The 19,393-nt window shown below is 69.9% G+C and carries 8 protein-coding genes and 1 pseudogene; 4 read left to right on the forward strand and 5 right to left on the reverse strand.

The genetic code is table 11. From position 1 onward, the window contains the following. Positions 1-336: 336 nt before the first annotated feature. Positions 337-1,296 carry a DNA polymerase Y family protein gene (locus EAO71_RS09420; protein ID WP_147977309.1) on the reverse strand — a complete coding sequence of 320 codons (960 nt, stop codon included), beginning with the start codon at positions 1,294-1,296 and terminating at the stop codon, positions 337-339. Beyond that, positions 1,293-5,018 carry a DNA polymerase III subunit alpha gene (locus tag EAO71_RS09425; protein WP_147977310.1) on the reverse strand — a complete coding sequence of 1,242 codons (3,726 nt, stop codon included), beginning with the start codon at positions 5,016-5,018 and terminating at the stop codon, positions 1,293-1,295. The genes EAO71_RS09420 and EAO71_RS09425 overlap by 4 nt, the downstream gene beginning before the upstream one ends. Before the next feature lie 150 nt (positions 5,019-5,168). Here EAO71_RS09425 and EAO71_RS09430 point away from each other — a divergent pair, with 150 nt between their 5' ends. Beyond that, on the forward strand, positions 5,169-6,212 hold the full coding sequence (locus EAO71_RS09430) for a DUF3533 domain-containing protein (RefSeq protein ID WP_147977311.1): 1,044 nt from the start codon (positions 5,169-5,171) through the stop codon (positions 6,210-6,212). A gap of 97 nt (positions 6,213-6,309) precedes the next feature. Here EAO71_RS09430 and EAO71_RS09435 read toward each other — a convergent pair whose 3' ends face one another. Further along, positions 6,310-9,438: a hypothetical protein gene (locus tag EAO71_RS09435; protein WP_261992069.1), complete on the reverse strand. Its 3,129-nt coding sequence runs from the start codon at positions 9,436-9,438 to the stop codon at positions 6,310-6,312. A gap of 525 nt (positions 9,439-9,963) precedes the next feature. Here EAO71_RS09435 and EAO71_RS39940 point away from each other — a divergent pair. From EAO71_RS39940 to EAO71_RS09445, 3 genes are all read left to right on the forward strand, one after another. Next, entirely contained in the window at positions 9,964-11,769 is a 1,806-nt protein-coding gene (locus tag EAO71_RS39940; protein ID WP_410093957.1) for a hypothetical protein, read from the forward strand. 1,747 nt (positions 11,770-13,516) lie between these two features. Beyond that, complete coding sequence (locus EAO71_RS39945; RefSeq protein WP_410093982.1) at positions 13,517-16,618, forward strand: ricin-type beta-trefoil lectin domain protein; 3,102 nt, start codon at positions 13,517-13,519, stop codon at positions 16,616-16,618. Between the two features lie 118 nt (positions 16,619-16,736). Next, the gene (locus tag EAO71_RS09445) at positions 16,737-17,399 is read left to right on the forward strand and encodes a hypothetical protein (RefSeq protein WP_147977314.1); all 663 of its coding nucleotides are present in this window, start codon (positions 16,737-16,739) and stop codon (positions 17,397-17,399) included. Positions 17,400-17,566: 167 nt separating this feature from the next. Here the strand turns inward: EAO71_RS09445 and EAO71_RS09450 are convergent, their stop codons facing one another. Next, entirely contained in the window at positions 17,567-18,475 is a 909-nt protein-coding gene (locus tag EAO71_RS09450; protein WP_147977315.1) for a S1 family peptidase, read from the reverse strand. 175 nt (positions 18,476-18,650) lie between these two features. After that, positions 18,651-19,393 (reverse strand): annotated as a pseudogene (locus tag EAO71_RS09455) (S1 family peptidase); the annotation flags it as partial.

Here is a 19,393-nt window from a genome sequence, read left to right on the forward strand (position 1 = left end):
GCCTGGGACCTCGCCGAGCTGGTCGAACTGCGGGCGGCGGCGGCCTGGGCAGAAGCGGTGGGGGCGAGGGTGGCGGCGGCGGTCAGCAGCAGGACGGAGAAGGCTCTGAGCGCGTGCTTCCAGGGCAGCATCGGGTGATCTCCTTGCGGCTCAAGGGGAGTGATGGATGCGTGGAGCCCTGCGGTCCGGACCACAAGTGGGGATGCTCTGCACTCAACAAGCTACGGACGGGTAGCCTTCACTGGGAAGTTACGCGTCGGTAAAAACTGACCTGTCGTCAAGACGGCCGAACGCGCCGCCGTGGAGGCCGGTCCGCCCTCGTCGCGCGGATGGCCCTCAGGCCGCCAGCGAGCCCGGCAGAACAGCTCTCGGGCCGAACTTCGCCCGGGCCCGGTCCGCCACCGCCTCGATCCGCCGGGCCTTCTCGTCCGCCGGGTCGAAGGYGAGCTGACGGGCCGTCTTCTCCGCCGCCGAAAGCCCCTCCGCCCGGAGCGTGATCCCCCGGACCCGGGCGCGCTGCAGCCCGAACGACGCGTGCACCGTATAGGCGAGGGCGGTGAGCGCCACCGAGTGCGCGGTCGGCTCGGACAGCGTCCGGGTCCGGCTGGTGACGGACCGGTCCGCGTAGCGCACCGTGACCGTCAGGGACCGGCACACCTGCCCCTCGGCCCGCATCCGGGCGCCCAGCTCATCGGCGAGCGAGAGCAGCGCCCTGCGGTGGGCGGCGTGGTCCAGCTCGTCGTGCGGGAAGGACCGTTCGGCCGCAGTCGAGCGGGAGACCGCGTTCGGGACGACGGGTGTGCGGTCGATGCCCCGCGCCCGCTCGGACAGGTCACGGCCGGCCTTCGCCCCGACGAGCCGCTGGAGGACGGCGAGCGGTGCGTCCGCGACCCGGCCGACGGAGTCGAGACCGTAGCCGCAGAGCGTACGGGCGAGGGCACGGCCGACCCCGTCGAGCGCGACGACCGGGCGGTCCCGGAGGAAGGCGGCCGGGTCCTCGACGACCGGGGTGGTGCCGGGCAGGGCCTCGCGGGCCGCCATCCGGGCCAGCATCGGGTTCGGCCCGACCCCGACGGCGCAGTCGACCCCGTACAGGGCGAGCGCCCTGACCCGCACCACCGAGGCCAGTTCCGTCGGGGTCCAGCCGAAGTAGCGCAGCGCGCCGCGCACGTCGGCGAGCAGGGTGTCGGGCGGGGCGGCCTCGACGACGGGGGTGAACTCGCCGAGCAGCGCGACCAGTCGGGGCAGCAGCGCCTCGTGCATCGGCTCGAGCCGGAACCGTACGCAGAGGATCATCCCGCGCTCCCCTGACTCTGGTGCCACAGCTTCCTCAGCTTCCTCGCCGCGGGCTGCGCGCCCTCGCCGGCCGGTCTCAGGTCCGCCCAGGGGTTCATCTCGTATCCGGTCGCCATCGTGATCCGGCGACCGTTGTCACCGGAGCCGGAGCCGGCGGTGGCGGTGGGCACGGGCTCCGCGAGCCGTGCGCCCACCGCCTCCAGGCCGCCCGCCGCCCGCAGTTCGACCAGCTCGGCGAGGTCCCAGGCCGCGGCCCCGACCACGCTCAGGCTGCGCGGGCCGCGGCGCTGCACCACGCCCCGGACGAGCAGCAGCCAGGAGTGGAAGACGGTGTGCGCGCAGGCCTCGTGGGCGTCGTCGAAGAAGGCGAGGTCGACCAGGCCCGTCCCGTCGTCGAGCGTGCTGAAGATGACGCGCCTGCCGGAGCGGATCGGCGGGGTCTGGGTGGCCGCCTTGGCGCCCGCGACGAGCACGGTGGCGCCGTGCGGGGTCTCGCGCAGCCGCCGGGCGGAGACGACGCCGAGTTCGCGCAGGAAGGCGTCGTGGTCGCCCATCAGATGACGTGAGGCGTCCATGCCGAGCACGCCCAGCTCGGCGCTGAGGCGCTCGGACTCGTCGAGGTCGGGCAGGCCGACGGGGGCGGTCCTGCGGCCTTGGGCGAGCGGGAGCTGGCCGCCGTAGGAGGCGGCTCCGCGCTGGGTGCGGTGGAGTTCGGTCAGGTGCAGCAGCAGGTCGCGGCGGTTGGCGCCGAAGGCGTCCAGCGCGCCGACCTGCGCGAGCCGTTCGGCGACCGGCTTGCGGGGGCGGGCCCGCTCCCAGAAGTCGAGCAGCGAGGCGTAGGGCTGTTCCGCCGCGATCCGGGCGCTCTCCGCCTCGCTGATGCCGTGGACGTCGGCGAGCGCGAGCCGGAGCCCCCACACCTCAGGCACCTCGGACACCAGTTCGATCCGATGAGTGGCCGCGGACCGGTTCACGTCCAGCGGCAGTACCGGCACCCCGCGCCGGCGGGCGTCCGCGAGCAGCAGCCGCTTCGGGTACATCCCCGGGTCGTGCGTGAGCAGCCCGGCGTAGAAGGCGGCCGGGTGGTGCGCCTTGAGCCAGGCGGACTGGTACGTCGGTACGGCGAAGGCCACCGCGTGCGCCTTGCAGAAGCCGTACGAGCCGAAGGCCTCCACGATCTCCCAGGTACGGGCGACGACGTCGTCCTCGTACCCGCGCAGCGCGGCCTGCCGGGCGAACCAGAGCTTGATCCGGCCCTGCGACTCGGGGTGCGAGAGACCGCGTCGCACCTGGTCGGCCTCGCCGCGGCCGCAGCCGGTCATGATCCGCACGATCTCGATGATCTGCTCGTGGAAGACGACGACGCCGTACGTCTCCTTCAGCGCCCCCTCCAGGTCCGGGTGCGGGTAGCGGACGGGTGCCCGGCCGTGGCGGGCCTCGATGAACGGGCGGACCATGTCGGCGGCGACCGGGCCGGGCCGGAAGAGCGAGATGTCGACGACGAGGTCGTGGAAGGTGGCGGGCTGGAGCCGGCCGACCAGGTCACGTTGGCCGGGCGACTCGATCTGGAAGCAGCCGAGGGTCTCGGTGGACTGGATGAGCCGGTAGGTGGCCGGGTCCCCCGGCGGCACCCGCTCCGGGTCGTCGAGGTCGACCCGGGCGCCCGTCGCCCGCTCGACCTCGGCGACGGCGTGCGCCATCGCCGACTGCATCCGCACTCCGAGCACGTCGAGCTTGAGCAGCCCGAGGTCCTCGACGTCCTCCTTGTCGAACAGCGACATGGGGAACCCCTCGCCGCTGGTGGGGACGACGGGGGTACGGGTGAGCAGCGAGGCGTCCGAGAGCAGCACCCCGCACGGGTGCATGGCGATGCCGCGCGGCAGGGCGTCGAGGYCCTCGACCAGCTGCCAGAACCTCTCGTACCTCTCGCCGCCCCGCCGGACCTCCCCCGCGAGTTCGCGCAGCTCGGGGAGTTCGTCGAGGGCGGCGAGCGCGTCGAGGGCGCGGATGTGCGGAAACGCCTTGGCGATCCGGTCGGTCTCGGCCGGGTCCATGGACAGGGCGGCGCCCACGTCCCGTACGGCGTGACGCACCCGGTAGGTCTCGGGCATGGAGACGGTGGCGACGCGCTCGGCGCCGAAGCGGTCGATGATCGCGCGGTAGACCTCCAGCCGGCGGGCGGACTCGACGTCGATGTCGATGTCGGGCAGGGCGGTGCGGTTCTTGGACAGGAAGCGCTCCATCAGCAGACCGTGCTCGACCGGGTCGGCGTGGGCGATGCCGAGGAGGTGGTTGACGAGGGAGCCGGCTCCGGACCCGCGGGCGGCGACCCGGATTCCCATCCGGCGCACGTCGTCGACGACCTGGGAGACCGTCAGGAAGTAGGTGGCGAAGCCGTGGTGGGCGATGATGTCGAGCTCGTGGTGCATCCGGTCCCAGTAGACCCGGTGGTCGCGGCGCCGGTCGTAGCCCCGCAGCACCATCCCGGCGGCGGCCCGGGAGGCGAGGACGCGCTGGGCGGTGCGGTGACCGGCACCGACGAGCCGGGGCTCGGGGAAGTGGGCGGATCCCATGCCGAGGTCGTCCCGGGGGTCGAGCAGGCACGCCTCGGCGACCGTCCGGGTCTGTTCGAGCAGTCGGTACGCGGTGTCCCGGCGGAAACCGGCGGCCTCGACGATCCGCTCGGCGTCGGCCAGCATGTCGTCGGCGCCCTTGAGCCAGGACCGGCCGCTGTCGAGCTGCTTGCGGGGGTCGATGGGGACGAGCCGGCGGGCGGAGTCGAGGACGTCGGCGACGGGGCCCTGGCCGGGGTCGGCGTAGCGGACGGCGTTGGCGAGGACCGGGCGGACGCCCTGCTCGGCGGCGAAGCCGAGCGTACGGGCGGCGAGCCGCAGCGAGCCGGGGCCCGTGCCGGCGCGGTCGTGGTGGACGACCTCCAGCCGCAGCGCGTCGCCGTACCGCTCGCGCCAGGGGGCGAGCTGCCGGGCGGCCCGGTCGGGGCGGCCGGCGGCGAGGGCCCGGCCGACGTCGGAGTCGGGGCCGAGGAGCGCGAACAGGCCGTCGCCGTGGTTGGCGTCCCAGGGCAGCAGGGGCTGCCCGCCCCCGGCGTGGGCGGCGGTGATCATCCGGCAGAGGGCGGCCCAGCCCTCCCGGGAGCGGGCGAGCAGGACGGCCCGGGCCGCGGACTCGTCCACGAAGGCCCCGCCTCGTACGGGCACCCGCCGCGCGGAGGTCCGCGCCTCCCCGGACCCGGGCCACCGCACGCCTTCGGACGCTCCCGTGCCGGACGGGCCGCGCCCGGCGCCGGACCGGGCGGAGCCGCCGTGGCGACCGGACCGGCTGGAGTCGTCGTGGTCGCCGGAGGGGGCGGTGGCGTCCTCGGAGCCGTTCCGGCCGCGGGTGCCGGCCGCCGGCGCGGAGGCGGCCGGGTCCGCGCCGGCGACGGCGGCGCCACGACGGGCCGGGGAGGACGAGGGGAACCCGGACGAGGAGGGCGGGAGCGCGGGTGACGCGACCGCGAGGTCGGCGCCGAACAGGGGACGGATGCCCGCCTTCTCGCAGGCCTTCGCGAAGCGCACCACGCCCGCGACCGTGTCCCGGTCCGTGAGGGCGAGGGCGTCCATGCCGCGCTCCGCGGCCCGCTCGGCCAGCCTCTCGGGGTGCGAGGCGCCGTACCGCAGGGAGAAGCCCGACGCGGTGTGCAGATGCGTGAACCCCGGCATGCGCACCTCCCGCATCGATTCGTACGTTTGTTCCCACCCCCCTCTTCTTCACCCTAGCTCATTTCGAACGCGCGTACGATACTGCGCGCACGTCAGCCATCCGGCCCCACCCCACCTGCGCGGACATCCCTCGCCCCGGAGCGTGGGGGCATGACTTTCGCCGATGAGCTGAAGAGCGCCGTCACCCCCCGAGCAGCCCTGCTCGTCGTCGGCGTCCTCGCCCTCCAGCTGCTGTTCATCGCCTCCTACGTCGGGGCGCTGCACGACCCGAAGCCGCGGGACGTGCCCTTCGGCGTGGTCGCGCCGCAGCAGGTCTCGACCCAGCTCGTCGGGCGGCTGGAGCAGCTCCCCGGCGAGCCGCTGGACCCCCGGGCGGTCTCCGACGCGGACGAGGCCAGGCGCCAGATCATGAACCGGGAGATCGACGGGGCCCTGCTGGTGAACCCGGCCGGGACCACCGACACCCTGCTCGTCGCCTCCGGCGGCGGCACCGTGCTGTCCTCCACCCTGAAGTCGCTCTTCACCACCGTCGAGGCGGCGAACCGGCGCACGGTCCGCACCGTCGACGTGGCCCCGGCATCCCCCCGGGACTTCGACGGCCTGTCGGCCTTCTACCTGGTCGTCGGCTGGTGCGTCGGCGGCTACATCTGCGCCGCGATCCTGGCCATCAGCGCGGGCTCCCGGCCCGCGAACACCACCCGCGCGGTCATCCGGCTCGGCACGCTCGCGGTCTACTCGGTGCTCGGCGGACTCGGCGGCGCGATCATCGTCGGCCCGATCCTGGGCGCCCTGCCGGGCAGTGTCGCGGCCCTGTGGGGCCTGGGCGCGCTGGTCGTCTTCGCCGTCGGGGCGGCGACCCTGGCCCTGCAGTCCGTCTTCGGCATCGTGGGCATCGGCCTGGCGATCCTGCTGATCGTGGTCGCGGGCAACCCGAGTGCGGGCGGCGCCTTCCCGCTGCCGATGCTGCCTCCCTTCTGGAACGCGATCGGCCCGGCCCTGCCACCGGGCGCGGGCACCTGGGTGGCCCGCTCGATCGCGTACTTCCAGGGCAACGACGTCACCGGCCCGCTGCTGGTCCTCTCCGCATGGGCGGTCGCCGGCACCGCGATCACGCTCGTGACGGCCTCGCTGAAGCGGAAGCCGCAGGCGGAGCCGATCGCGCGGGAGGCGGGCGCGCGGGAGGCGGGCGCGTAGGTCCCGGTCGGCCGGCGCCCGGGAGACGACCGAGCCCCGGCCACCCGAAGGGGTGGCCGGGGCTCGGTCACGGCAGACGGTCACCGTCCGCCCGGCGTCATCCGAAGGACTTGATGCCGCTCCAGTTGACCGACAGGACGGTCTTGACCGCCGCGTTGGTGTTGGTGGTGGACGGGTAGTACACCTTCATCGTGCCGTCCGAGGCGTAACGGACCCACAGGTCGGGGATCCGGTCGCCGTTGACGTCGGGGATGCCGACGATCGCCGAGATGTTGGCCTCGGTCCAGTTCGTGCCGTACGAGACGTCGACGCCTCCGCGCGAGTTGGCCGCGACCATCAGCGAGTTGATGTCGACGCTGCCCGCCACGGGACCCGGCTTCCCGTACCGCAGGTAGATCGTGCCGGAGTCCAGGCTGCGCCAGAGCAGGTCCGGCGTGCTGTCCAGGTCGATGTCCGCGACGTTGACGATCTCGCGGCGCTCCCACACGTCGGCGTTCATCAGGGTCGCCGTCTGGAAGGTGGCGCCGGTGTAGCCGGACAGCGTCCAGAAGGCCGTGCCGGCCCGCAGGACCACGTCGGGCAGCTTGTCGCCGGTGATGTCGCCGACGGCCTTCATCTGCGTCCAGGTCGAGGGCGCCGGCGCGTTCGCGGGCAGCCGGATCCTGATCCGGTCGTCGACGTTGAAGGTGCCGTAGCCGTCACCCGGGTACAGCCAGAAGCCGCCGTCCGGGGTGCGGGCGAACACGTCGGTCGTGCCGTCGCCGGGGTAGACGTCGCCGTACTTGCTGATCAGCGCCGCCTTGGCGGTGGCCGGGTCGTACCAGTGGCCCGTGGGGTGGAGCTTGCCGCCGGTGCTGTACGAGCCGGCCAGGCCGGCGTACAGCTCGCCGCCCGGGTAGCCGGGGTACGAGAACAGGTTGCCGTTGGCGTCGATGACGAGCAGGTCGGCGATGCCGTCGCCACCCACGTCACCGGGGCCGTCGGCGGTGTCGCGCGGCGGGACGTAGAAGTTGTAGTCCGTCCGCGCGCTGACGTTGCCGAGCGCGTCGAGGGCGAAGACGTGCAGCCAGTTCGGGCCGGCGTGCGGAGGGGTCAGGTCGGTCTTCGTGTACTCGCCGTTGACGGCGTTGACGTCGACGTAGTTGATGCCCTCGAAGCCGAAGCGGAACTTGGCCGCACCCGCCGACTTGAAGGTGATCGCACCGGTGCCGCCGAACTTGACCGTCGCCCAGGTCGCGCCGTCGGACGTGGCCTTCTTGAACACGTCGCTGGTGACGTCGGGCTGCGGCGGCGCGGTCGCGTCGATGGTGAGCCGGCAGGGCTCGGTGCCCGGCGGGAAGAAGGTGGAGACGGCGCCGGTCGAGTCCTCGGCCCGCACGTCCCACGAGTACATCGTCTTGTCGTCCAGCGGGAAGGTGGCGGGGATCGTCACCGTGGCCGTACCGGAAGCGTTCGGGGTCGCCAGGTACTCGGTCGGCGTGCCGCCGGTCTTCAGGAAGCGGAAGCGCAGCTTGGACAGGTTGCCGTCGGGGTCCTTGGCGTTCGCCGACAGGGTGATGTTGGTCTTGGCGACCGTCAGACCCCCGCCGGGGCCGGGCACGCAGTCGCCACCGGGCGACGTCGTGCCGGCCGTGGGCTCGGACGGCTTGGTGTTGTAGTCGACCTCGAGCGTCGCCGACGTGGCGCGGAACTTGCGCCAGGTCTGGGTGTCGGACTCGGAGGTCGCCCGCATGCCGAAGGTGATGTTCGACCAGCCGTTGTCGGCGGCCGTCTGGGCGGCGGCCTTCACGCTGGCGTTGTCGAAGACCTCGTAGTCGTCCGGGCAGGAGCTGGAGGACCAGCCGTGCGCGAAGGACTTCTTCTGGAGCTGCGTGGTCCAGCTCGGCTGCGCGTTCCAGGTGGTGCCGGAGGAGATCGCGCCGGTCAGATAGAACTGGAACTCACGCGTGGTGCAGGACCACGAGTGGTTGTTGAGGACCTTGTACGAGGCCCTGGTGATCGTGGCGCCCTTGATGCTGCTGGAGAAGCCCATGCGCCAGAAGGAGCGGCCGAGGCCGCCGGTGTCCGACTCGTAGCCGACGCGGGCGTCGGAGGTGCCGGAGGAGAAGTTGGTGCCGTTCCAGAAGCTGCTGCTGGGGTACGGGCGGTAGGCGGTCGTCCACGCCTGCCAGCCCGAGTTCATGGTCGGGTCGACGAAGAGCGGGAACGTGACGCCCTTGTCGTCGAGCAGCTTGGTGGCAGCCACGTTCAGCGCGAGGCGGGCGGCACCGGTCTTGTCACCGTCGAGCCGAACCGGAAGCTGAGCGGACTTGGCGCCCGGCTCGATACCGGTCAGACCGGACAGCTTCAGCACGTCGGCCGACGTGGCCGTGGCGGTGCGGTTGACGGTGCCCTCGGGCAGCTCGGGGTCACGACCGCTGGAATCCCAGGCGAACGGCGTCGGGATCGAGCCGACCTCCTTGCCGCCCTTGTCCAGCACCAGGACACGGTCGGACTTGGTGTCGTGCCGGAAGGTCGCGGTGGCGGAGCGCAGCCCGTACGAGACGGACTTGAGCGCCTCCTGCTTCGCGGCCTGGCGGTTCTTGACGATGAGAGCCTGGGCGAAGCCGCCCTCCTCACGTGCCACGAGCAGCAGGTCGACGCCGGGCATGACCTCGGAGTAGAGGGCGCGGGGGCCGTCGAGGACGGGCTCGGGCAGGGTGCCGGGCCAGGTGTAGGCGATGGTGTGGCCGCCGAGGTCGACCTCGGCCAGCGTCGTCTCGCCGGGTTGCGGTGCGCGTGCGAACGAGCGGTCGGCCCGGGTCGCGTCGTTGCTGCCGCTGGAGAAGCGCACCGGGACGGCCGGGTTGGCCGGTGTGATGCCGAGGCCGCGGGGGGCCTTCTTCGTCCGGGTCAGCTTGTTGTCGATCGGGGCCCACTGGCCCTTGGCGTTCTTCGCCCGCTGGGGCAGCGCGTGGATCCGGGTGCGCAGCTGCCCGTTCGGCAGCGCCCAGGTGAGCTCGGTGGCGGTGGTCGCCGTGTCGACGAGCACCTGCTTACGGGTGCGCCGGGCCTCGGCCCTGGCGGCGGTCGCGTCGCGCGGGCCGGTCGAGGCCGGCTTCGCTTCGGTCGCCGAACCGCCGCGGGCGGTGGGCGGGGCGTCGGGTTGCCACCACGGCAGCAACGAGGCGGTCAGAGCGGCCAGAACAAGGCCGAAAGTGCAGATCAGCCTGGTGCGCGTGCGCACGAAGGGGCTGAGAAAACGAGGCAGCGCAGTCACTGCGGTCTACTCCCGTGTGAACCAGGCGGATTGAGGACAGCACAGACAGCCCCGAACGGCAGGCCGCGGGGCAGAGGGCGGGCACACGATCACACACTCGCCACATGCCGTCCATACATGAGGATTTTATGAATCCGTTACTTGCAGGTGGGGTGGTCTTGACGTGCGATCAGCAATGCGCTCAGCTGGGGCATTTGCCCGGCCGCCATGACGCGGTTGCAACGGAATGACCGATACGCACTGAAGATCACTCGTGGGGTCCTCTGGCCTGAACTCGGCCGTGATCCAACTCACTCCACCCCCTCTGACCTCGGCTTTCTCCGTTTGTCATGCGAGGCGTTCATGACAGAGAGTGCGCACGCACGCGCCTGAGACAGGTGCGTGCTCTTTGGTGTTTCCGCACCTCGTCCGATGATCGATCTGCCTGGGTGGGAGTCAACGCGTATGCGTGCTTCAGGTCCACTGTCATGGCTGGGGCGGGGACGCCTAGCCATGACGGAGTCACAACGACGGCGCCGGCGGCGAAGCCGCGCGGCGATCGTCCTACTGCTGTCCTCGACGCTGACCGTGACGAGCCTGGGCGGGCAGGCGCTCGCCATCCCCGGCCCGGGCATGAGCCGCGAGCAGGAGAACGCGCAGGTCGACCTGCCGGACCTGCCCGAGGCCACGGAGGCCGACGGGGACTCGACCGCCGAGAAGGCGCTGACCCTGGCGCCCGAGGTCCCGGTCGACCCGTACGACCCCAAGAACACCACCCCGTGGACGCAGGGAACGGGATCCGCCGACCTGAGCACGGTGCCGGCGGGTGAGACGGTTCCCGTCTCCAACGGTCTGCCGGTCGCCCTCGGAGTTCCCCAGGGAACGGACCCGGCCGCTCTCGCCGGACAGTGGACCGTCGACCTCACCGCCCCCGAGACGTCCCAGGACGCGGGCGTCTCCGGCCTGATCATGAAGGTCACGCCGCCGGCGACGGTCGACCCGGCCGCGCAGGTCTCGCTGAGCGTCGACACCACGGCCTTCGCCGACCTCTACGGACCGCAGGCCGCCGACCGCTTCGGCCTGGTCCTGCTGCCCGAATGCGTCATCTCCTCCCCCGACACCGGCGACTGCGCCGTCGAAGAGGGCGTGGAGACCATGTCGGGCAAGGACGACACGGAGTCGTTCGAGCGCCTGCGCAGCTCGGTCAAGGTGGTGGCGCCCAAGGACGCGCCCACCAGGACCACCGCGGCGAAGAACGCCAAGACCCGCAAGATCCTCACCGGCTCCGTTCCGGTCGCCGACCTCCTCGGCGGAGAGACCGGCTCGACGGTCTCCGGCGCCTCGGCCCGCACCGCGGCGTTCTCCGCCGCGGACACCTCGGGCTCGCAGGTCATCGGCGCGATGGACACCGGCTCGTCCGTGCAGGGTGACTTCACCGCGTCGCCGCTGCTCTCCTCGGGTTCGTGGTCGGCGGGATCCTCGTCGGGTGCGTTCACGTACTCGTACCAGGTGCAGAGCCCGGAGACCGCCGGCGGTCTGATGCCGAAGGTCGCGCTGTCGTACTCCTCGCAGTCCGTGGACGGCCGCACCTCGTCGACGAACAACCAGGCCTCCTGGATCGGTGACGGCTGGGACTACAACGCGGGCTCCATCACGCGTACGTATGTCAACTGCCGTCAGGACTCCAAGAAGGCCGGCTCCAACAACGCCACGCACCGCACCGCTGACCTCTGCTACGGCTCGGAGAACGCCACCCTCTCGCTCGGCGGCATGACCACCGAGCTGGTCTGGGACGAGTCCAAGGGCAAGTGGTTCACCGGCAACGGCGACGGCTCGAAGATCGAGCGGGTCAAGGACACCTCCACCGACCCGCGTTCGGGCATGAAGGACGCGGACGGCGAGTACTGGGTCGTCACGACCAAGGACGGCACGAGGTACCACTTCGGCCTGAACAAGCTGCCGCGGCATGGGCGACACGGTGTCCGTGAAGGACATCACCGGCGCCGAGATCGCCAAGGACAAGGAACCCTTCGCCGGCCGCGTGGCCGAGGAGCTCACCTACACCAACGCGACCGACGCCGACTCCAACTGGCTGACGCGCAGCATCACCAAGCTGGACGCGACCGAACTCGCCAAACGCGACCGCGACGACGGCCTCGACCCGCTGAAGGCCTGGCGCGTCACGGAGCCCGAGGAAATCGCGTACACGAAGTCCTCGGGAACGAACACGGACGACCCGCGCACGCTGCGCGAGGTCCGTACGAACACCACCTACGACGCCACGTACGGCCTGCCGACGCAGGTGGAGTCGCTCGGTGACATGGGCAAGACCGGTGACGAGTCCTGCACCAAGCTGGAGTACCTGCACCAGACCACGGCGAACCTCATCGGTCTGACCAAGCAGGTCCTGAACTCACCCACGACGTGCGCGAACGCCAACTGGGCGGACCTCACCACCCTGAGCGGCGCGACACGCACGGCCTTCGACGGCACCGCCTACGGCACCGCGCTCGGCGCCTCGACCCGCGGTCTGGCCACCGAGTCCTGGTCGCTCAAGGGCGACGGCACCGACTTCCAGACCAACGGCACCACCGGCTTCGACGCCATCGGCCGTGTCACGCGGCAGACCGACCCGGACCAGAAGTCCTCGACGATCGCCTTCGACCCGCCCACCGGGCAGGTCTTCAAGGTCACCCAGACCAACGCGCTCGGTCACAGCCAGGTCCAGGAGCTGGAGCCGGGTCGCGCGGTCACACTGAAGACCACGGATGTCAACGGCCAGGTCAGCGAAGCCAAGTTCGACCCGCTCGGCCGTCTTGCCGAAGCCTGGGCCCCCGGGCGGACCCCTGCCTCAGGTGTTGTGCCGGACTTCCAAGCTGTCTACACCGTCCCGGCCGAGGAGACCGACCCGGAGGACGCCAACCGCAAGATCCGCAAGCCTCCCTACGTCACCACGTACGCGCGGGGTTACGAGGACCGGGTCGAAACGGCCGTCACCCTCTACGACGGCCTCGGTCGCGAGCGCCAGTCGATGGAGGAGGCGGACGGTGACTCCGGCTGGCTTGTGACAGACACGCTCTACAACACCTCCGGCGAGGTCTTCCAGACCAACAACGCCTACCTCACCCAGGAGGCCAAGCCCGGCGAGCTGTTCGTCCCGCTCTCCGACACGGCCATCCCCAACATCACCCGCTACACCTACGACGGCCTCGGCCGCGTGCTGCAGGAAACCCCGTACATGAAGTACGTGGACCCCGTCACCAAGGAGTCGACCTCCAAGGCCTACGAGGACCGCGCCACCAAGTACGAGTACGGCCAGGACTGGTCAAAGATCATCAACCCGCAGGGCGCCTCGTCCTACCGCGTCTACACCGACGCCCTCGGTCGTACGTCCCGCACGGACACCTTCAACCCGGCGGCTCCCGGCGGCATCACGTCAACCAGCTACCAGTACGACACCAGCGGGCAGATGGCGAAGGCCACGCAGTCGGCTGATCCGTCGCACCCGTGGTCGTGGACCTACGACCACCGCGGTCGCATGGAATCGGCGACCGACCCGGACTCCGGTACCACGCGGACCACGTACGACCACCGCGACCGCGTCCTGACCATCACCAACGCCCGTGGCATCAAACTCTGGAACGGCTACGACGACCTGTCGCGGCCGAAGCAGCAGCGGCTCAACGACGCCAACGGCACGCTCCTGGCCGACTACACGTACGACACCGCCCCCGGCGGCAAGGGCATGCCCGCCACCGCCGTTCGCTACACCGACGGTCTGGCGTACACCCAGAAGGTCAACGGCTACACGAAGGACTACCAGCCGACCTCGACCACGCTCTCGCTGCCGCAGACCATCGCGGACACCTGGGGTCTGGCCAAGGACTACACCTACGGCTACTCCTACTCGGACACCGGTGCCCTTGAGGAGACCACTCTCCCCGCAGTCGGCAAGTTCGCCGCCGAGAAGATGGTCGTCCGCTACAACAAGGACGGCAAGCCGCTCTCCATCTCCGGCAAGGACTGGTACGGCGCGGAGACCGTCTACTCGCCGTACGGCCAGGTGATGCGTTCGACGCTGGGTGCGCAGCCGTACCGGGTGTGGACGCAGAACTCGTTCGACGAGGGAAGCGGTGAGCTGAAGGACCAGCTCGTCTTCCGTGAGAAGTCGGGTACCGGCGCGGACACGTCCGTGGTCGGCGGGAACCTGGTCTCCAACCGGTCGTACACCTACGACCCGGCCGGTAACGTCACCTCGATCCGCGAGCAGTCGGTGGGCATCGAGGAGCGTCAGTGCTTCAGCTACGACCCGCTCGGTCAGCTGAAGACGGCCTGGACCTCCAAGGACCAGGCAACCTGTGCCACGACACCGACCAGTGCAGACGTCAAGTCGGGTACGGACGCATCCGGCTACTGGCAGGAGTACGAGTACGACCTCCTCGGCAACCGCAAGAAGCTGACCGAGAAGGACCTGACAGGCGCCACCGCCAAGGACGCCACGACGGACTACGCGTACGGCAAGGCTGATGGTTCCCAGCCCCGCACGCTGACCAAGGTGACGAAGAAGTTCACCACCCCGGCCGGTGCGCAGGTGACCGCCGAGGCGCAGCGTCTCTATGAGCTCACGGGCGATACGAAGTCGATCACCTCGCTCCAGAGTGGTGACAAGCAGGACCTGACCTGGACGTATGACGGTCAGGTCGACCGGATCACCGGTCAGGGCAGCAATGGCAAGACGCCGTACGTGGGCCTCGGTCAGAAGTGCCTGGACCTGAAGTCGGGTCTGCCGGTGGCCGGTCAGCCGATCCAGCTCTACGGCTGCAACGCGACCGCGGCACAGAACTTCCGGTTCACCCCGACCCCTGGTCAGGCGGACCCGAATCTGGGCACCCTGGCCGTCGCCGAGAACTGGTGCTTCCAGCCGGCGGCCAACACGGCCGGCTCCGCGGTCCAGGTCCAGAAGTGCAACGGTTCGGCTGCCCAGCAGCTGAAGCGGAACACCGCCGGCCAGCTCACCCACGTGGCCTCCGGGCTGTGCGTGGCGGTGCAGGGTGCGGCGAACGTCAGCGGCACGGCCATCGTGCTCGCCACCTGCGACGGCGCTTCCGCGGCCCAGTTGTGGGCGCCGCAGAACGACACCCGTCACATCTACGGTCCGGATGGCAGTCGTCTTCTGACGATCCAGGGCAAGCAGGCAACCCTCCACCTGGGCGAGGCCGAGGTCACCGTCCAGCAGGGCGGCGTCCTGGTCAACACCCAGCGCACCTACTCCGCCCCCGGCGGAGCGGTCATGCGCTACGCCTACGGCACCGGCGCGGAGACCCTGGTCGCCCAGACCGCGGATCACCAGGGCAGTGCGTACACCGAGGTCGCCCTCTACGGCGGCATGTCGGTCCGCATCCGCAAGCAGGACGCCTTCGGCAACGAGCGCGGCACGGCCAACGCCAACCTGCAGAACCACAAGGGATTCCTCGGCAAGACGAAGGACGACGCCTCCGGCTACCAGCCGCTCGGAGCTCGTCTCTACGACCCGGTGGTCGGACGCTTCCTGTCCGCCGACCCGGTACTCGACCTGAACGATCCCCTGCAGTCCAACGGGTACACCTACGCGCACAACAACCCGGTCACGTACTCCGACCCGACTGGTCTGTCCATCAGTCTCACGGCCTCCGAGCGGGCCGCGGCCCTCGCGGGCGCGGGTCTGTCGGCGGCACAGGTCGCCCAGGCCGAGGCGATGCAGGGCAAGTCCCTCAGCTCCGTCATCCTCGCCATCGCGTGGGAGACGCTGAAGGACTTCATCGGCATCAACGACGCCATGGCCTGCTTCGGCGGCGACATGTGGTCCTGCGCCGGTCTGATCCTGGACGCCATCCCGTGGGGCAAGATCGGCAAGATCCCGGCCGTCCTCAAGGCGATCGACCGCACCATCAACGCCATCCAGGCCTTCAAGGCAGCGAAGAAGGCAGCCGAGATCGTCCTCAAGGCCGCCAAGGCCGCCGAGGAAGCGGCACTCAGAGCCAAAAAGGCGGCCATCGAGAAGGCCAAGAAGGAAGCTGCACAGAGAGCGAAGAAGAAGGCAGCCGAACAAGCCAAGAGAACAGCCGACAGAGCAGCTGCCGCCAAGAAGAAGACCGGAAATCCGGTCCAGAAGAAGGCACAGGCCAAGGCTGCACCCAAGTCCTCCTCTCAGGCTGCCGGAAAGGGCAGTGGAGGAAAGGGTGGCGGTAAGTCTGGTGGTAACACCGGCGGATCCTCTCGAAGCAAGGGAGGCAGCAGCGGCAGCGGTGATTCCGGCAAGGCCGAAGGGGGCTCGACCTGCAACAGCTTCGTGCCGGGCACGAAGGTGCTAATGGCCGACGGCTCCACCAAGCCGATCGAGAAGGTCAAGACCGGCGACAAGGTCCTCGCAACCGACCCGAAGACCGGTGAGACCCGGATCGAGACCGTCACCGCCGAGATCAAGGGCCAGGGTCTCAAGCACCTGGTCAAGGTCACGATCGATACCGACGGCAAGAACGGCACGAAGACGGCCCAGGTCACCGCGACCGACGGCCACCCCTTCTGGGTCCCCGAACTCGGCAAGTGGATCGACGCCGGCAACCTGAAGTCCGGCCAGTGGCTCCGGACCAGTGCCGGCACCGATGTGCAGGTCTCGGCGATCGAGCACTGGACCTCTCCTGCGGCAACTGTCCACAACCTGACCGTCAGCGAACTCCACACGTACTACACGCTGGCAGACGAATCTCCGATCCTCGTTCACAACAGTTCCTTCTCTCGTTGCGACATCATGAACGAGGTCGAGAATCTCGACCGGCAGGCACAAGCCGAAGAGCCTGATCGGGATACCCCGCGAACCGTCGGAATTCTCGACGTAGGCAACGAACTGCTCCCCTTCATCAGTGGTTCCCACGATGGCGAAGGAAGCAACGGACGTGCGCCTGGCACCGCGAACGGATTCAGCACACACGTAGAGGCGAAGGTGGCTGCCTTCCTTCATCAGAATCCGCATATCCGGGTAGCTGTTCTCTACGTTAGCTACGCGGGCGGCGCCTGCAGCACCTGCGCCCGAACTCTGCCAGCCATGCTGCCCACAGGCGTGACCTTGCACGTGTACGGGCCGAACAGGCGCGGCGGGGGGTGGAGCAGCCTGCCCTACGTGGGGAACTAGCAGACGATCGACTCGGGTTTCGAGTCGGAACGGCCGTCGCAAGGTGGGGTTGTGGATCGCAACCCCACCTTGCGTATGATGCGCGCGGGAGTGTTTTCACAAGAACGGTCGCGCAGCTATGAACAGTGATTCGGTCTACGGACTGTCCGACTTTCTCTTCGCCTGGTACGGGAAAATTCAGAGAGTAAAACCGCCGGCGGTCGATCCTTCCGTAACACTGCCACCCATCCTGGCGGAATGGTATGAATTCTCCTTGGGGTCCGAGCACCCTCTGACTTTTGATACTCGATGCCTTGCGCCGACCAGACTGCGGGAGGAATCGGGGCATACCAAGTTCTGGGTGGAGTCACAGGGATGCTGGGAGTGGGCATTCAGGCGAGACTCCCCAGATTTTCCCGTCTACTTCCGCGACCCCGGAGATAGGTACTGGAAGCCGGCAGGCGTACCGCTCGCGGGCTTCCTGATCGCCATGGCAGTCCATGAGGCCGTTCAAGGGGCGCCCTGTGTGGCCTACTCCTCCTCGGTCACAGCCGCCGATCTGCAGAGAATTCTCGCTTTCGTCGCACAACCCGGCATCTCTGCCCCGGAGCCTTACGGTACGGCCATCTACCTCTCCGACGGGCTCCTCGCGGAGGTCGAGATCTTCGATCCCGGAGATTTCGGCCCACCGCTCACGGAAGATCGATACATGGTCACTCTGGCGTCCCGCAATCCACAGGTCCTAGGCGAAGCGACTGCTGTCGCTCCGAACGCAAAGTGGCGTTTGGACACCAACGAATAGTCGAGGCAGGACCGTCTTCTGGGTCACACTCGGGCTGTGTGCGTCTGGCGCCCCCACCCTCTCGGTCCCCCGTCCGCGTCCGGCCGGGGGACCTTTTCACGCGCCGGGTCGCGGCTACCGCACGGAGGCAGGGCCTCCGTGCGGTACCGCTCACCGGGTACCCGGGGTCAGAACACCGAGACCCCGTACGCGCTCAGTGCCTCCGTGACCGGCTGGAAGAACGTCGTGCCGCCCGAGGAGCAGTTGCCGCTGCCGCCCGAGGTGAGGCCGATCGCGCGGCTGCCGGAGTAGAGCGGGCCGCCGGAGTCGCCGGGCTCGGCGCACACGTTCGTGCGGATCATGCCGTAGACGATGTCGCCGCCGCCGTAGTTGACCGTGGCGTTCAGGCCGGTCACCGAGCCGCTGTGGATGCCGGTGGTGGAGCCGCGGCGGGTCACGGACATGCCGACGGTGGCGTTGGCGGCGCTGGTGATGTCGACGCTGCCGACCGTGCCGGACTTGGTGACGGAGCTGTTGGTGTAGCGGACGATGCCGTAGTCGTTGTTCGGGAAGCTGGATCCCGACGTGGTGCCGAGCACGGTGGTCCGGCCCGAGTTGGAGTACCAGGTGCCGGCGCCGTCGGTGCAGTGCCCGGCGGTCAGGAAGTAGTAGTTGCCCGCGCCGTCACGGACGTTGAAGCCGAGGGAGCAGCGCCAGCTGGTGGCGTAGATGGCGTCGCCGCCGGAGATCAGTTTGCTGAACGTGCCGGGGGTGCGTTCGACGCGGATCGCTCCGGCGTTGGCGCCCGCCTGCTGCTTGATTCTGGCTATCTCGGCCTGCGACACGGTGGAGTCGGCCGTGACGACCAGCTTGTTGGTGGCCTGGTCGACGTGCCAGGCGGTTCCGGCCACGTCGGCGGTCAGTACGGCCTGGCCCGCGGCGGAGAGCTGGCTCGTGCTGAAGGTCTGGGTGGTGTCGGCGTTCGCGGTGGGGACGGCGAGTGCCGCCGCGGCGACGAGACCGGTGGTGACGGCGGCGAGACGGAGCCGCTTCGTGGCTCCGCGGGGGGTGGTGGGGGTGGTGCGCTTGATCCTCACTTCGCGTTCCTCCAGAGGGGAATCGGGGGCCCGCAGTGGGGTGTCGGGCCCGTGAGGCGCGGCCAGGGGCCGGCGCTGTGGGGGAGTCTCGGCCCGCCCGGGGCCGCGCCGCAAGGGCGCCTTTCGGCCGTACGACGCTCAACTACCGGGCGGGCCACAGGACATGACGGATCGATCAGTAGAGGCTGACCTTGTACTTGGCGAGGGCCTCGGGCACCGGCTGGTAGAAGGTGGTACCGCCGGTGGAGCAGTTTCCGCTGCCGCCGGAGGTGATGCCGAGGGCCTTGGTGCCGTCGTAGAGCGCGCCGCCGGAGTCGCCGGGTTCGGCGCACACGTTGGTCTGGATCATGCCGCGCACGGTGCCGCCGCCGGAGTAGTGGACGGTGGCGTCGAGGCCGGTGACGGTGCCGCTGCGGGTGCCGGTGGTGGAGCCGGAGCGCTTGACGGACTCGCCGACGTAGGCGTCGGCCGCGGTGAAGCCGCCGGGGTGGCTGAGCGCGGCGTTGTCGTAGCGGACCAGGGCGTAGTCGTTCCCCGGGAAGCTGGAGCCCACCGTGGGTCCGATCAGCGTGGACTGGGCGGAGTTGGCGTACCAGGTCTTCGCGACGTTGCCGCAGTGGCCGGCGGTGAGGAAGTAGTACGTGCTGCCGCTGCGCACGTTGAAGCCGAGGGAGCAGCGGTATCCGCTGCCGTAGATGGCGTCTCCGGCGGCGAGGAGGGGCGTGAACACTCCGGGGGTGCGGGTGAAGGTGAGTGCGATGGCGTCGGCTCCGGCGGTACCACCTTCTACCAGCCGGTGCCCGAGGCCCTCGCCAAGTACAAGGTCAGCCTCTACTGATCGATCCGTCATGTCCTGTGGCCCGCCCGGTAGTTGAGCGTCGTACGGCCGAAAGGCGCCCTTGCGGCGCGGCCCCGGGC

Origin of the sequence: Streptomyces sp. MS191, from assembly GCF_008042125.1 — a bacterium.
GTDB lineage: Bacteria > Actinomycetota > Actinomycetes > Streptomycetales > Streptomycetaceae > Streptomyces.